At 72.0% G+C, this 14,956-nt stretch carries 9 protein-coding genes; 8 read left to right on the forward strand and 1 reads right to left on the reverse strand.

The features are described from left to right. Positions 1 to 100 precede the first annotated feature (100 nt). Together WMF44_RS29495 and WMF44_RS29500 are read left to right on the forward strand one after the other, a co-directional pair. On the forward strand, positions 101 to 1,027 hold the full coding sequence (locus WMF44_RS29495) for a hypothetical protein (RefSeq protein ID WP_437293387.1): 927 nt from the start codon (positions 101 to 103) through the stop codon (positions 1,025 to 1,027). A 433-nt stretch (positions 1,028 to 1,460) separates the two neighbouring features. Then, positions 1,461 to 1,817: a hypothetical protein gene (locus WMF44_RS29500; RefSeq protein WP_437293388.1), complete on the forward strand. Its 357-nt coding sequence runs from the start codon at positions 1,461 to 1,463 to the stop codon at positions 1,815 to 1,817. Positions 1,818 to 2,194: 377 nt separating this feature from the next. On the opposite strand, the gene WMF44_RS29505 is transcribed toward WMF44_RS29500, so the two are convergent. Further along, on the reverse strand, positions 2,195 to 4,438 hold the full coding sequence (locus tag WMF44_RS29505) for a DUF3160 domain-containing protein (protein WP_437293389.1): 2,244 nt from the start codon (positions 4,436 to 4,438) through the stop codon (positions 2,195 to 2,197). A 1-nt stretch (position 4,439) separates the two neighbouring features. On the opposite strand from WMF44_RS29505, the gene WMF44_RS29510 reads away from it, so the two are divergent. The 6 genes from WMF44_RS29510 (at position 4,440) to WMF44_RS29535 (ending at position 14,806) form a co-directional block, all read left to right on the forward strand. Further along, on the forward strand, positions 4,440 to 4,571 hold the full coding sequence (locus tag WMF44_RS29510) for a hypothetical protein (RefSeq protein WP_437293390.1): 132 nt from the start codon (positions 4,440 to 4,442) through the stop codon (positions 4,569 to 4,571). 100 nt (positions 4,572 to 4,671) lie between these two features. Continuing rightward, positions 4,672 to 5,319: an RNA polymerase sigma factor gene (locus WMF44_RS29515; RefSeq protein WP_012238084.1), complete on the forward strand. Its 648-nt coding sequence runs from the start codon at positions 4,672 to 4,674 to the stop codon at positions 5,317 to 5,319. Continuing rightward, complete coding sequence (locus WMF44_RS29520) at positions 5,295 to 6,863, forward strand: FecR domain-containing protein (RefSeq protein ID WP_437293391.1); 1,569 nt, start codon at positions 5,295 to 5,297, stop codon at positions 6,861 to 6,863. Before WMF44_RS29515 ends, WMF44_RS29520 begins: the two co-directional genes overlap by 25 nt. Next, positions 6,860 to 7,936, forward strand: coding sequence for a hypothetical protein (locus tag WMF44_RS29525; RefSeq protein ID WP_437293392.1), 1,077 nt, complete (start codon positions 6,860 to 6,862; stop codon positions 7,934 to 7,936). Before WMF44_RS29520 ends, WMF44_RS29525 begins: the two co-directional genes overlap by 4 nt. A 58-nt stretch (positions 7,937 to 7,994) precedes the next feature. After that, entirely contained in the window at positions 7,995 to 8,567 is a 573-nt protein-coding gene (locus tag WMF44_RS29530) for a hypothetical protein (protein ID WP_437293393.1), read from the forward strand. Between the two features lie 233 nt (positions 8,568 to 8,800). Next, positions 8,801 to 14,806 carry an AAA family ATPase gene (locus WMF44_RS29535; RefSeq protein WP_437293394.1) on the forward strand — a complete coding sequence of 2,002 codons (6,006 nt, stop codon included), beginning with the start codon at positions 8,801 to 8,803 and terminating at the stop codon, positions 14,804 to 14,806. The last annotated feature ends 150 nt before the right edge of the window (positions 14,807 to 14,956 follow it).

Genomic DNA, 14,956 nt, shown 5'->3' on the forward strand with positions numbered 1-14,956 from the left:
AACGTGCTTTCGAGGGCGCCGGAGAGCGTGCCTGTCGTGTTCGGTTCGTCGAATGGTTCGAGCGCTTTCAGCGTGAGCGTGTTCAACAGAGAGGTTTCGTATGGTCTGGTCGTCATGGAGCAAGCGCCACGCGCGGAAGGCGGTCCTCGTGGGAGCGGCGATGGCGCGCCTCTCGCTGCCGGCGAGCGCCGCGGCGCAGGAGGCGATCGCCCCGGCGCGGGACGAGACCGAGCGTCGGGAAGACATCGTCCAGCGGCGCGAGCGCGCCGCGCTCCTTGCGACGCACCTCCACGACGCGATCAGGCTGCGCTCCGCCGGGAAAGCGGTGCCCGTCCTCGTCAGCGGTATCGGCGGGGCGAGCCTCGCCTTGAGCCTGACCGTAGCCCCGGCCGAGCCTCGCTTCCTCGCCTGGACCGCCGGCTCCGCGACGTTGCTCGCGGGAGGCATCGCCTCGCTCGCCGTGCCGGAGGCGTACCGGCGCGACACGCTGGGGGCCGCCGCGCAGCTCTCACAAGGCAGCTTCTGGCTCGGGCTCGCGTTCTTCACAGACAGCGGCCTCGCGAGGGTGACGCCGATCGCGCTGTCGTCGGGATATTACGTGTCCGGCTTGCTCTCCGGGCTGAACCTGGCGCTGTCCGACTACACTCCTGTTTCCCGCCTGCGCGCCGACCACGCGCTGGTGGCGACGCCCGAGTGGCGCGCGCGGCTGTCAGGCGCGCAGATCGCGAGCATCGAGCGGGATCTGCTGGCCACCGCGCCTGCGATCCCTAGCTGGGCCATCTACCTCCCGGTCGCGCTGGGCGGGGTCGCCGCCACCGCGCCCGCGTGGGACGGCGATCTGCCAGCAGAGAGGCGGATGTTGAGCTTGACGTCCGGTCTCCTCGCCTCCGTGTGGTCGCTCGGCGCCATGTTCGATCTCGAACATCCGGCGCAGTCCTACCAGCGGGACCTGCGCAGGGCCGGCCTGCAGGTCGCGCCTTCAGGACCCGACGGCAACGCAGGCCTCACGGTCTCGGGCAAGTTCTAGAGCGGCGGTCACCCGCTTCGGATACGGGCCCATCTCGACGTTTTCGGTGCTCAGCGCACCGGAGTGCGCTTCCGCGCCGAAAACGCCGATCTGGACCCGTCTCCTGTGCGGGTGACCGCCGCTCTGCGGCGGAAGCCACATGCGAACAGCGAGGAGTCGAACCGCCAAGACGCCAAGATTCTTTCATTTCCCTTGGCGTCCTTGGCGCGCTTGGCGGTTCATTTCTCCGGTTTCCAAGCCGATCGGTGCTCTGGCGGGTCATCCCCCGAGCGCCTCCAGGGGAGTTCGCTCCGGGACCAGCGCTCCTGCAGGCCCTGTCGTGGCCCGCCATCGCGCTCGTGTCTCCCGGGTCGACCTCTGGAGGAGCCCGGGGACACAGCAGTGATTGTCATCGTTTCGCGCTCCTTCGAGCGCTCTTCAAGGAGGATTGGCCATGCGCAACGTTCTCATCGTCGTGTTCGTGCTCATCGTGGGATGTGGCGGGGAGGCTCCGGCCGCGCGCTGGGTGGCCTGCGAGTTCACCAGCAGCACCCCGGGCGGCGTGACGGTCCGTAGCTGCGCCGAGCTCGAGACCGACGACCCGGACAAACACGAGAGCCAGTGCGCGGACACGTCAACCCTCGAGGCCGAGCTCGTCGATCGATGCTCTACCGACGACGTGCTCGGCACCTGCGTCCTCACCGGCGAAGGCGAGACCATGACGACGTACCATGATGAAACAGAGTTCGTCACGGCGGATGTCGTCAAGCCGATCTGCGAAGCGACGAATGGCACCTGGACGCCGCGCTGACGCGCTGACCCGGTGCGTGTCGCCGCGGTCCCGAGCGCCTCGACGCCCCGTGGATCGCCGTGATCACGGGATCGTGTCGTCGGCGTAGTATCCGGCGCTTCCAGCCGGGACCGGACGATTCCGGGCGACCTGCCGGACCGACGTAATCGAAGTAACCGGAGCAGACAATTGGAAGGATCGTCCGCGAGCTTTACCTCGAGCTCGAGATCGACATGGCGACGAGCGCATGACGGCGGTACGTTCCCGGAGCTGACGGGATCGATCGAGCACCATGATCCCGCTGGCGCGCAGCAGCGTCGGATCGGCACAAGTCGACACAGTTCGGCACAAATTCACGGGACGGCCAGCGCCGAGCGCTGCGTCGCCGGATCAGCGGATCAGCGGGCGACGAGGTCCGCCATCCAGGGCACGTCGGGGGTCGTTTTCAGGACCGTGCCGGCCCACTGCCGGTCGTCCATGCGCTCGAAGTTCTCGGTGACGGCCTCGAAGTACGACGAGGCGAGCCCCACGAACGCGCGCGGCGCGCCGCCGCAGGGATCGGCCGTCACGACCATGAGCCGCGGCAGGCCGGTGCCCACGTGCAGCACGCGGCCGACCGGCGCGCCGCCCTCGTCGGTCGGCTGGGTGTGCACGTCGGCGATCGTCGGGTCCTGCTCGAGGCTCTTCAGCTCGTCGAAGAAGAGCTGCCTGTACCAGCCGTGGACGCCCGTGGGCCCGCCGCACCCCTCCCATTCGATCTGCACGGCCTGGTTGATGAAATCGAGGTGCTCCTGGGTGAGGGGCAGGCCGGCGCGCTCGTTCGCGGCCATCTCGCCCAGCGTGCGCGCGACGTCGTGGAGCTGCGAGAAGTACGCCGGCGCCGCCTTCTCGAGCCACGGATCGCTCGACAGATCGAGCGCGCCGACGATCCCGGCGCCGTGCTCGGCCAGCTCGGCGATGCGCGCGAAGAACGCCGGGTACGGGTCGACATACGCGTCCGGGAACTCGCACGTGTCCCCGCCCGTGTACGACTGCTTGGCGTAGAGCAGGGTGTCGTGGCGGAGCTCGGCCCAGGAGGCGAGCTGGGTGCTCAGCAGGCGCCGGCCCCACGCCTCGGTCTTCGCCACGCCGGGCAGCCCCTCGCCGTCGCCGATCGCCCGCGCCGGCGACAGCTCCCGCAGCGCGCCGAGCCAGCGATTGTAAAGGTTCTTACCCCAGAAATCCCCGGGGTGCGCATCGACGAGCACGCGCATCATGTGCAGGTCCGGCGCGTAGGGGAACTTCCCGAGCTCCGGCGCGAGCAGCTGGCCTGCCTGATCGTTCCCGAGCGCGGCGAAGCCCACGTCGAGCGGGTCCGGCATCATGCGCTTGACGGCGCCGCCCTGCACCCGGTCGAAGACCACGTTCGAGAAGACGTGGGCGTCGACGACGTACCGCTGGCCGAGCAGCGCGAAGCTCGACGAGAGGGGCAGCGTGCCCTTGCCGAGCCCGTTGATCATGATGTGGCTCGAGATCCGCTGCGTGCCGTGGCCCTCCTTCACGATGACCTCGGCGATCCGCGCGTCCGGGACGCCGGCGAGGCCGGCGGCGTCGCTGAGGCCGAGGTCGGCGAGCAGGTCGTCGAGCTCCGGCAGGGTCATATAGTCGCTCTCGCCGACGAAGGCCTGGATCGCGTCGTCGATGCGCTTGTAGCGGGCGACGGTCTCCGCGTCGGCCAGGGCGCGCAGCACGAACGCGCCCTCGAGGTGCCGCCGCTGGAAGCGCTGGGTGCCGTCCTGCTGGGTCTCGAGGAAGCGGAAATCCACGCGGCCGAGCCACATCATGCTGCGGAAGTAGCGCGCGAGCTCGGGGCGCTCCTCGTCGAGGTAGTGGCCGCGGGGCTCGAACTGCGAGAAGTCCATGAGCCGGTCCGTGCCGAAGAGGCGGACCTCCCCCATGCCGTCGTGGGCCTCGGCGCCCGCGACGAGCGCGTCGATCGCCGCGGCGCTGGCGCCCGCGACGGGGGCGACGGGCGCGCCGTCGAGCAGCGCGAGCGCGACGGCCGTGAAGAGATCCGCGTCCGCGCGCGCCTCGGCGCCGAGCTCCGCTCCGGCGCCCGAGGCGAGCCGCGCGCGCATCTGCTTCAGCATCGTCCCGAGCTCGGGCGCGAGCGAGGCCAGCTCCACCGCCTTCAGGATCGCGTCGTACGAGCGGTGGACCGCGAAGAGGACCGAGTCCGCGGACACGTAGAGCGGCAGGTCGAGCGAGTAGATGCTCTCGTAGCCGTAGACGAAGGTCGGGAAGGACTTCTTGCTCGAGATGACGAAGCCGTTCGCTGAGAGCTTCGCGAGCTCGTCCTCGTCGAGGGCGAGCGCGGTGCCCTGGAGCAGCGAGAGGCCCGCGGCGTCCGCCGGCGCATAGGACAGGCCCGACGCGAAGGGGACGGGGTAGCGCGCGGCGAAATCCTCGGCGCTCATGCTCGCCGAGGCCTCCTTCTCGGCGAGCAGCGCGGTGAGCTCCGCCTGCTGCTCGGGCCCGAGCTCCGTGGAGGGCAGCTGGGTGCCGTCGGTGCCGGGCGGGGGCCGGCTCCCCTCGCCCGAACAGCCGGCGGCGAGGGCGGCGAGGATCGGGACGACGTGAAGGCGAAGAAGCAGGTTGCGCATCGTGCTCCCCTTTGAAAGCGTGCCCCTCGGCCGGGGCGCGACGGCCCTGAAAGCAAAGGTGGTGCCGAGGCCGCGCGGCCTCGGCGCGAAGATCGCTCCTGCGACGGAGCGCAGGGTCAGGGCGCTCGCGTGAAACCACGGCTCTTCAGGCGCTCCTCGGGCCTCGGGGGACGATCGTGCGACCCCCTGAGCCGTGCGCCTCCCCTCGCGGGACTTCAGCAGAGGAGCCCCGCTTGACCCGCCCCTTGAAGCTCGTCCGACCGCCGCCGCCCGCCCCGAAGCGGGCCTTCGCCGGCGACGACGCGACCCTCGTGCACGCGTTCCGGCGGGGCGACCCCGGGGCGCGCGCCGCGCTCTACGACCGGTTCGCGGATCACGTCCACCGGGTGCTCTACCGGCTCCTCGGCTTCAGCCACGATCTGGCCGACCTGCACCACGACGTCTTCGTCCGCGCGCTCGGCTCGCTGCCGGGCCTGGAGGACCCGAGCGCGCTCAAGGGCTGGCTCACGATGATCGCGGTGCACGTGGCGCGCTCTTCGATCACCCGCAGGAAGCGGCGCAGCTGGCTGTGGTTCCTGCCGAGCGAGGAGCTGCCCGAGGTCGAGTCCGGCGCGGCGTCGGGCGACGTGCTGGACGCCTTGCGCGCGACCTACGCGGTCCTCGACGCGCTCCCGGTGGACGAGCGGATCGCCTTCGCGCTCCGGTTCATCGACGGCATGGAGCTCACCGAGGTCGCCGCGGCGTGCGAGACCTCGCTCGCGACGATCAAGCGGCGGCTCGCCCGCGCCAGCGCCCGCTTCGAGGCCGAAGCCCGCAAGCAACCCGCGCTCGAGGCGTGGCTCGATGGAGGTACCCGGTGGGGCAATCCGAGCGCCCGCTGACCACCCTGGGGCGGCACGTGGCCGGGCTTCAGGACCGGATGCCGGCGGCGCGGCTCGATCGCGAGCGCGGGCGAGCGCGGCTGCTCGCGGCGGCGCCGGTGCCCGATGCCGAGCCGGCCGGGCGCGAGCGGCCCCGCCGCGAGTCTTCCTGGCGGCGGACGAGGCCTGGAAGGCCGTTCGCGGTGCGGCTCGCCGCCTCGCTGGCGGCGGTGGCCCTGCTCGCCGCCGCGCTCGTTGTCGCGCTCGTGGCGCGCCCCCGCGCTCCGATGCGCTTCGAGCTCGGGGCGGCCGAGCCAGGGGTCGTCGGCGCGTGGCTCGCCGCGCCGGCCACGGCGGAGCTGCCGATCCGGTTCTCCGACGGCTCGCTGCTCCGCCTCGCGCCGGGGGGGCGCGCCCGCGTCGCCTCGGTGGGCGCAGACGGCGCGGAGCTCTCCCTCGAGCGAGGCGCCCTCGATCTCTCGGTCGTCCACCGCGAGGGCGCGCGCTGGACGGTGCGGGTCGGGCCGTTCCAGGTCCGCGTGATCGGGACGCGCTTCGAGACCCGATGGGACCCGGTGACCGAGCAGCTCGTTGTCGCGCTGCACGAGGGGGCGATCACGGTCTCCGGGCCCGTCGTGGGCGATTCGCGCGCCGTCCGCGCCGGCGAGCGGCTCACCATCTCGCCCGCGACGAACACCCTCGAGGTGGGCGCGATCGACGCCGCCTCGAGCCCCACGTCGACAGCAACCGCCCCTCTCGCAGGCGCCCCGAACGCGGCCGATCCCGGCGCGGCTTCTCCGACCGCAGCCGATCCCGGCCCAGGTGCCTCGATCACGGCCGCTCCAGGCGCGGCTGCCACGAGCGAAGCCGCTCCGGGCGCGGCTGCGCCCTCGACGAGCGGGCCGTCTGCGAGCGCCCGCGCCCCGGACGCCGGGGCGGCCGCGCTGGAAGGGCAAGCAGGCGGCGAGGGCTCGGTCGCTCCCCTGCCCGCGCGCCGAGAGACGCCGTCGTGGCGCGCCCTGGCGCTCGAGGCCAGGTACAGGGACGCCCTGGCCGCCGCGGAGGGCGAGGGCTTCGACGCGATCTGCGACGCCGCGAGCGCGAGCGATCTGCACGCGCTCGGCGACGCGGCCCGGCTCGGCGGGAGCCCGGCGCGCGCCGCCCAGGCCTTCGCGTCCCTCCGCGCCCGGTTCCCCAGCTCGCCCGAGGCCGCGTCGACGGCGTTCATCCTGGGGAGGATCGCCCAGGACCAGAGCAAGGACCACGCGGCCGCCGCGCGCTGGTTCGCCCGGTACCTGAACGAGCAGCCGGCGGGCGCGTTCGCCGCGGATGCCGCGGGGCGCCTCGTCGAGGCGGAGGACAGGCGGGGCGACGAGGCGGGCGCCCGAAGGGCGGCCGAGCAGTACCTCGCCGCTCATCCGGGCGGCTCGCACGCGGGGTACGCGAAGCACGTGCTCGCGCGCGGATCGAAGGCGGTCCCCCCCGGAGGCTCGCCTGGCAGGCCCGTCCCCTCCGGAGGCTCGCCCGGCGAGCCGGGCCCTGCCGCCGAGCCTCCCTCGCCGTGAGACGCCGCGCCGCGACGCTCCTCTCCCTCGCCTTCCTCGCCGGGGCCACGCTCGCGGCAGGGGCCGCGCTCGCGCAGGGCGCGCGCGCCGACGAGACCCGGACCGAGGCCCCCTCGACCATCGCCGTCCTCTGCGCCCCCGGCGATCGCTTCGGCCTGCGGATCGTGGCCGAGATCGAGTCGCTGGGCTTCCGGGCGGAGCGCCTCGACCCCGCGGCCGAGCCGGCGTCGCGCGCGTCCCTCGAGGCCTCGGCGCGCGAGGTGAGCGCCATCGCCGCGATCCGCGCCGTCCCCTCCGAGCGCGGCGTCGAGATCTGGATCGCCGACCGGGTGACCGGCAAGACCGTCCTCCGCGAGATGGCGGACGACGGCGGCACGCCCGACGACGACGCCGCGCTCGCGCTCCGCGCTGTCGAGCTCCTGCGCGCCAGCCTCCTCGAGGCCGGCCTGCCCGCGCCCCCGCCCGGAGAGGTGCCCGCGACGCCCGAGATCCGCGAGAAGCTGCGGGTCCGCGCGCCGGACACGCTGCCCGCGCCGGCCCGGAGGCCGCCGGCGGCGCTCCGCCTCTCGCTCGCTCCCGGTGCGCTGCTGAGCCCAGGCGGCTTCGGCGCGGCGGTCAGCATCGACGTCGGCCTCTCCTGGCTGCCGAGCGAGCACGCCGGCGCGATCGCGTTCGCCGCGATCCCGGTCAGCGCCCACCAAATCGAGCGATCGCAAGGCACCGCCGAGCTCTCCGTCCTGCTCGCCGGCGGGGGCGCGCGCTTCCAGCTGGCCCCGCGCGGCAGCCCGTGGACGGCCTCGGCGGATCTCGGCTTCTCGGCCGTGCTGCTCTGGAGCACCGGGGTGGCCAGCAAAGGCTTCCGCTCGAGCGCAGCCGCCGCGGTGACCGCCAGCCCCTTCGCGGGCGCCGGCCTCTCCTTCGCCCTGACCCCCACGTTCCGCCTGCGCGCCGACGCCCTCGCCAGCGTCCTCGTCGAGGGCGTCTCCGTCCGGTTCGTCGACCGAGAGACAGCCACCTGGGGCAAACCGTTCATCCTGTCTTCAGCCGGCATCGAGATCGATCTGATTTTGTGAGCCGCCGTCGCGCGCCGGAGGGACTTCACCTCTGGAACCTGGCCTGGAGGTCGTTCGAATGAAACGATGGTTGATGGTCCTCGGAGCGATGGCGGTGATGAACAGCGGATGTGACGAGTTCATCTTCAATCCCATTCAAAATGGGGGTTGGGAGAGCCCCCCGGGCCCCGTCGTGCCCGACGACGGCGATGAGGAGGAGGACGATGATGTGGACGACGATGACGTGGACGACGTGGACGACGGCGCCTCGGGCATCCACGCCATCGCGCAGGAGACCCCGGAAGGGCTCGTCCTGTACTTCAGCAACGCTGTCGAGCAGTGCGCCCAGCCCGTGATCGATCTCAAGGTCGGCGTCAACTGTGACAAGGCAGGGATCTGGCAATTCATCCTGACGATCCCGCCCGAGCTCAACAAGCCAGGCCTCATCGATCTCCACGCCATGCAGATCTTCTTTTCCAAATCCGTGATCTTCTCCAATTGCGGTGGAGGGAGCGGCGGGGGCATCGGCCATTGGGGCACGCTCGAGATCGTCAGCAGCGACGAGACCTCGCTGTTCGTGAAGGTGCGCGGCGCGGGCGACCAGCACTGGCCGGTCGACGGCGATCACACGGTCCAGCGCTGCGGCACATAACGCCACGGTCGCACGACGGCTGGCCGCCAGGCTCCGGCAGAAACGGCACAGCGCGCCCGCGCGGCAGGCGCCGGAGGATCCTCCGCGGATTCCCTCCCTTCCCCCTCGTCATCGCAGGCGAGCCGGCGCGAAGGCACCCCACCATTTCCCATGGCGGAGCGCGGCGCTTTTGGCAACATGCACCGACGCTCGACGCCTCGGAGGCCGCCGCACTGGCCTTCGAAGACCCTCCTATGGCCGATAGTCCACGCTACCTCGTGATCGAGGTCCTGCACGACGGGCCCGAGACGATCCTCTACCGAGCCCGGCGCGAGGAGGACGGCCGGCCGGTGGTGCTCAAGGTCCTGCGGCGCGACCACGCGAGCCCGCGCGCCCTCGGCCGGCTGCGCCACGAGCACGACGTCGCCAGGGCGCTCGACTCGACGGCCATCGTCAAGGCCCACGGGATCGAGGCGTTCCGGGATCAGATGACCCTGGTCCTGGAGGACTTCGGCGGCCGCTCGCTCGACCGGCTCATCCAGGGGCCGACGCCGCTCGAGCGCTTCTTCCCCCTCGCCCTCCGCCTCTCCGGCGCGCTCGCCGAGCTGCATCGACACCACGTCATCCACAGGGACATCAAGCCCCAGAACCTGCTCTACAACCCCGACACCGGGGAGGTGAAGATCACCGATCTCGGGATCGCCTGCCTCTCACCCCGCGAATGCCACGCCGCCTCCCACGACGGGCTCATCGCGGGGACGCTGGCGTACATGGCGCCCGAGCAGACGGGCCGGATGAACCGCTCCACCGATGAGCGGACCGACCTGTACGCGCTCGGCGTCACGTTCTACGAGCTGCTGACCGGCGCCTTGCCCTTCCAGGCGAGCGATCCCGTGGAATGGGTGTATTGCCACGTCGCCCTCCACCCATCCCCGCCCCACGCGCTCGTCCCCTCGATTCCCCCGCAGCTGTCGGCGGTCGTGCTCAAGCTGCTCTCCAAGTCCGCCGAGGATCGCTACCAGAGCGCGCTCGGCCTGCAGCGCGACCTCGACGAGTGCTTCGCCAGGTGGCGAGCGAGCGGGGCGATTCCGCCCTTCCCGCTCGGCGAGCGCGATCTCTCCGATCGATTCCAGATCCCGCAGCGGCTCTACGGCCGCGAGCGCGAGATAGAGGCGCTGCTCGCCGCGTTCGAGCGCGTGGTCGCGAGCGGCCGCCCCGAGCTCGTGCTCGTGTCGGGCTACTCGGGTGTCGGCAAGTCGTCGCTCGTCGCCGAGCTGCGCGGGCCGGTGGTGCGCGAGCGGGGCTTCTTCCTCTCCGGCAAGTTCGATCAGCTGAGGCGCGATGTCCCTTACCACGCCTTCCTCCAGGCGTTCCGGGCGCTCTTGCGGGAGATCCTGTGCGTGAGCGACGAGGAGCTCGTGCGCTGGCGCGAGCGCCTCCGGGAGGCCGTCGGCGCGACCGGCGCGCTGCTCGCCGGCGTGCTCCCCGAGCTCGCGCTGCTCCTCGGCCCGCAGCCGCCCGCGCCGGAGCTCCCGGGCGTCGAGGCCCGGCACCGGTTCCACGCGACGCTCCAGCGCTTCGTGGCGGCGTGCGTCCAGAAGGAGCACCCCATGGTGCTCTTCCTCGACGACCTGCAATGGGCCGACGCCGGCAGCCTCCAGCTGCTCGAGCAGCTCATCACCTACACCGAGACCGAGCACCTCCTGCTCATCGGCGCTTACCGCGACAACGAGGTCGGCCCGGCGCACCCGCTGCCGCTCATGCTGGCCGACGCGCGGAAGCGCGGCGCGACCTTCAGCGACCTCGTGCTCGCGCCGCTCTCCGCCGCCGACGTCGGGGCGCTCGTCGCGGGGGCGGTCCACGCCGCGGCCGAGCGCGCCGAGCCGCTCGCGCGGCTCGTCCACGAGAAGACCGGCGGCAACCCCTTCTTCGCGATCCAGTTCCTCTTCGAGCTGCACCAGGAAGGCCTCATCACCTTCGACGCGAAGGCGGGCGCCTTTCGCTGGGACATCGCCGCGATCCGCGGCAAGGGCTTCACCGACAACGTCGTCGATCTGATGGTGGGCAAGCTGAAGCGGCTCCCCGTCCCGACGCAGGACGCGCTCAAGCTCGCCGCGTGCCTCGGCGCCAGCCTGGACCTCGACACCCTCGCGCTCGTCGCGAGCCGCCCGGCAGCCGAGCTCGACGAGGCGCTCGCCGAGGCCGTGCGCGAGGGGATGCTGCTCCGCCGGGGCTCGGGCTACCGCTTCCTCCATGACCGGGTGCAGCAGGCCGCCCACGCGCTCATCCCCGCCGGACAGCTCGCCGAGGTGCACCTCTGCATCGGCCGGCTGCTCCTGAAGGGCCAGCGCGAGGAGGCGCTCTTCGACGTCGTGGGGCACCTCAACCGCGGCGCCGCGCTCATCCGTTCCCAGGCCGAGCGCGACGAGCTCGCCGCGCTGAACCTCCGCGCCGGCAGGAAGGCCAAGGCCGCCGCGGCCTTCCAGTCCGCCGCCGCGCTCTTCGCCGCGGGCCTCTCCCTGCTCGCGCCGGGCTGCTGGGAGGCGCGGCACGATCTGACCTACGATCTGACCTTCGAGCGCGCGCACGCCGCGTACATCACCGGCGGCTTCGACGAGGCCGAGCGGCTGCTGCAAGCGCTGACGGACCACGCGAGGACCGAGGCCGAGCGAGCCGCGGCCGTCGAGCTCGCCATCGCCCTGAGCGTGACCCGCGGGCAGTCCGCCCGCGCGGTGGAGATCGGGCTCTCGTTCCTCCGCTCCTGCGACATCGACCTGTCGATCCCGCTCACCGAAGCGCGGCTCGCCGAGGAGACCGAGGGCGTCTGGCAGACCCTGGGCGATCGGGTGATCGAGGGCCTGATCCACCTGCCTCCCATGACGCACCCGACGTGCAAGATCGCGATGAACGTCCTGGCGAGCGTGTCTGTCCCCGCGTACTTCGTGCACCCGAACCTGAACTACCTCGTCGTCGCGCGCATGGTGAAGCTCAGCCTGCAGCACGGCAACGCCGCGAGCTCGCCTCACGCTTATGCGGCCTTCGCGAAGGTGATCGGCCCGAAATACGGGCGATACCAGGAGGGATATCTGTTCGGCAAGCTCGGTCATGACCTGGTGGAGCGGGACAACCTCCTCGCCATGAAGGCCATGGTCTTTTCCTTGTTCGGCAATATGATCATCTTCTGGAAGCGCCATTACCGAGAGACGTACCCGTACACGCGCGCCGGCTTCAACGCCGCGATCGAGACCGGCAACCTGAACGACGCGTGTTTCCTCTGCATCTGGGCCCCGCTGTTCCCGCTGCTCGCCGGCGAGCCGCTGGAGGACGTCCTCCGCGAGGTCGAGGAGCGCCTCCGCTTCGTGCGCAAGACCGGATACGAGTTCGTCTACAACATCCTCCTGAGCGCCTACGCGCTGGTCCAGGCGCTGCGAGGCAGGCCGGCCCGGCTCCCGATGATGGATGGATCCGAGCTGGATCCCGGCGCGTTCGAGGCGCGGCTGCCTCCCGGGGACACGGACGGCATGCTCGGCTTCTCCTGCAGCCTGAAGGCCCAGGGGCTGTTCTTGCTCGGCTCCCCCGGGGAGGCGCGCGAGGCGACGCGCCGGGTGATCGTCGACAGGCCCTGGAGGACCGCCCCGCAGGCGCTCGTGGCGGAGGACTTCTATTACCACGCGCTCGCGCTCGCGGCGCTCGTCGACGACGACGACGCGCACAGCCCGCGCGAGGCGCCGCCGTCGCCGGAGCGGGAGCTGCCGGACGGGCTGCTCGACTGCGAGCGGCAGCTCGGCGAGTGGGCCAGCAACGGCCCCGACAACTACCTCCACAAACACGCCCTGGTCCGCGCCGAGATCGCCCGGCTCCGCGGGCAGGAACCGGAGGCGGCCCGGCTCTACGAGCAGGCCGCGTCGGCCGCGCGGGAGGGCGGCTTCGTCCAGCACGAGGCCATCGCCTGCGAGCTCGCCGCGGCGTTTTACCGCGCGTGCGGCCTCACCACCGCCGCCGACGCCCACCTCCAGAAGGCGCGCGCCGCCTACTTCCGCTGGGGCGCCCACGCCAAGGTCGAGCAGCTCGACCAGCGGTATCCCTTCCTCGTCGAGCGAAAGCCGATCGCCCCCACCGTCACCTTCGCCGTACGCGCCGAGCAGTTCGACGTCCTCTCCGTCGTCAAGGCCTCTCAGAGCATCTCCGGTGAGCTCAAGCTCCCGCGCCTGCTCGAGATGCTCCTGCGCACGGTGATCGAGCACGCGGGCGCCGAGGAAGGCTACGTGCTCCTGGCCCGCGAAGATCGCCTGTCGACCGCGGCGGCGATCGCCGCGTCCGGGGGCGCCGCGCGGCTGCTCGACGCGGGCGAGGCCGCGGCGGCCGCGCTGCCGCAGTCCATCCTCAACTACGTTCGCCGCAGCCACGAGCGCGTGCTGCTCGACGACGCCGCCGGGAGGCACCCTTTCCTCGAAGAGGAGTATTTCACGCGGAAGAAGCCGAGGTCGGTGCTGTGCCTGCCCATCGTGCGCCAGGCGCGGCTGATCGGCGTGCTCTACCTGGAGAACCGCCTCGTGGCGGGGGCGTTCACGCCCGGGCGGCTCACCGTGCTCGAGCTGCTCGCGTCGCAGTCGGCCATCTCGCTCGAGAACGCCATGCTCTACGCCGATATCGAGCAGGAGAACGCCGAGCGGCGCCGGGCGGAGCGCGAGCTCCGCGGGAGCCAGGCCACGCTCCAGGCCATCATCGACAACTCCGCCGCGGCCATCTTCCTCAAGGATCGCGACGGCCGGCACCTGCTCGCCAACCGCGGGGTGAGCCGCGCCCTCGGCAGGCCGCTCGATCAGATCATCGGAAAGACGAGCGCCGAGCTCCTGCCTGCCGCGCGCGCCGTGGCGCTGGACGCGCACGACCGGCTGGTGCTCGACAGGGGCGAGCCGCTCGAGTTCGAGGAAGAGCTGATCATGGAGGACGGGCCGCACACCTACCTGTCGGTCAAGTTCCCGCTCGGCGAGGACGTGATGCCCGGCGTGATCTGCGGCGTCTCCACCGACATCACCCAGCGCAAGCGGGCCGAGCTGGCCGAGCGCTTCCTCGCCGAGGCGAGCCGCAAGCTCATGGCCCTCGGCTACGGCGCCACCCTCGACAGCGTCGCGCAGCTCGCCGTCCCCGAGCTGGCCGACCAGTGCGTCGTCGACGTGCGCCTCGATCCGGACGCTCCGGAGCGCACGGCCACCGCGGGCGTGCCCGCCGAGCTCGCGGGGGCGGTGCTCGACGCGCTCCAGCCGCTCTCGGCGGCGTCGCTGCAACGCCCCGAGGTGGGTGACGTCGGCGCCGCGCCCCTCCTCGAGCCGCTCGGCGTTCACTCCTTCCTCCGGGCTCCGCTCCTCGCGCGGGACCGGTGCTTCGGCGTCATGACCCTGCTGGCGACCGCGCCCCGGCGCCGCTACGGCCCCGCCGACCTGTGGCTGGCCCAGGAGCTGGCGAGCCGCGCCGCCCTCACCCTCGACAACAGCCGCCTGTTCACCGAGGCCCAGGAGGCCATCGAGCGCCGCGACGAGTTCCTCCTCGTCGCATCGCACGAGCTCAAGACCCCGCTCACCTCGCTCAAGATGCAGGCCCACCTCCTCGGCCGGCTCCTGCCCCGCTTCCAGCGCGCCGAGGTCGCTCCGGAGCGCATCGACGCCGCGATCCAGGTCCTGAACCGCCAGATCGCGCGCCTCGCCCACCTGATCAACGAGCTGCTCGACGTCACCCGCCTCAACGCCGGCCGGCTCACCCTCGCGCGCGCCCCCCTCGACCTGGCGGCCCTGACGCGCGAGGTCGTCGAGCGGATGCACCAGCAGCTCACCGACGCCCGCTGCCGCACCCAGCTCGAGCTGGAAGGGCCCGTGATCGGGGACTGGGACGCTTCTCGCATGGAGCAGGTCCTCATCAACCTGCTGTCCAACGCGATCAAGTACGGCGCGGGGGCCCCCGTTCACGTCGTCGTGCGCGGCGATGGCGACCGCGCGCTGCTCGTCGTCCGCGATCACGGCATCGGCATCGCGCAGGCCGACCAGGCCAGGATCTTCGAGCGCTTCGAGCGCGCCGTCTCCGTCCGCAACTTCGGCGGCCTCGGCCTCGGCCTCTACATCGTCCGCTGGATCGTCACCTCCCACGGCGGCACCATCCGCGTCGAGAGCAAACCGGGCGCGGGCGCCGCGTTCATCGTCGAGCTCCCCTTGCGCCCGACCGAGGCGGAGACGGACGTCCAGGGCGCCTCCCTCGCATCGACATAGCATCGACGTTCACAGGGGCCCCCCCGGGGCGACCGGTGCATGCGCTCTCCAGGCGAGCCGGCGCGAGGGCATGCCGCCATTTCCCGTGGCGAAGCACGCCGCTTTTGGCACCATCAGGCCAGACGCCGACGCCTTCGGAGGCGGCTCCGG

Origin of the sequence: Sorangium sp. So ce426 (genome assembly GCF_051475585.1) — a bacterium.
GTDB lineage: Bacteria > Myxococcota_A > Polyangia > Polyangiales > Polyangiaceae > Sorangium > Sorangium cellulosum_B.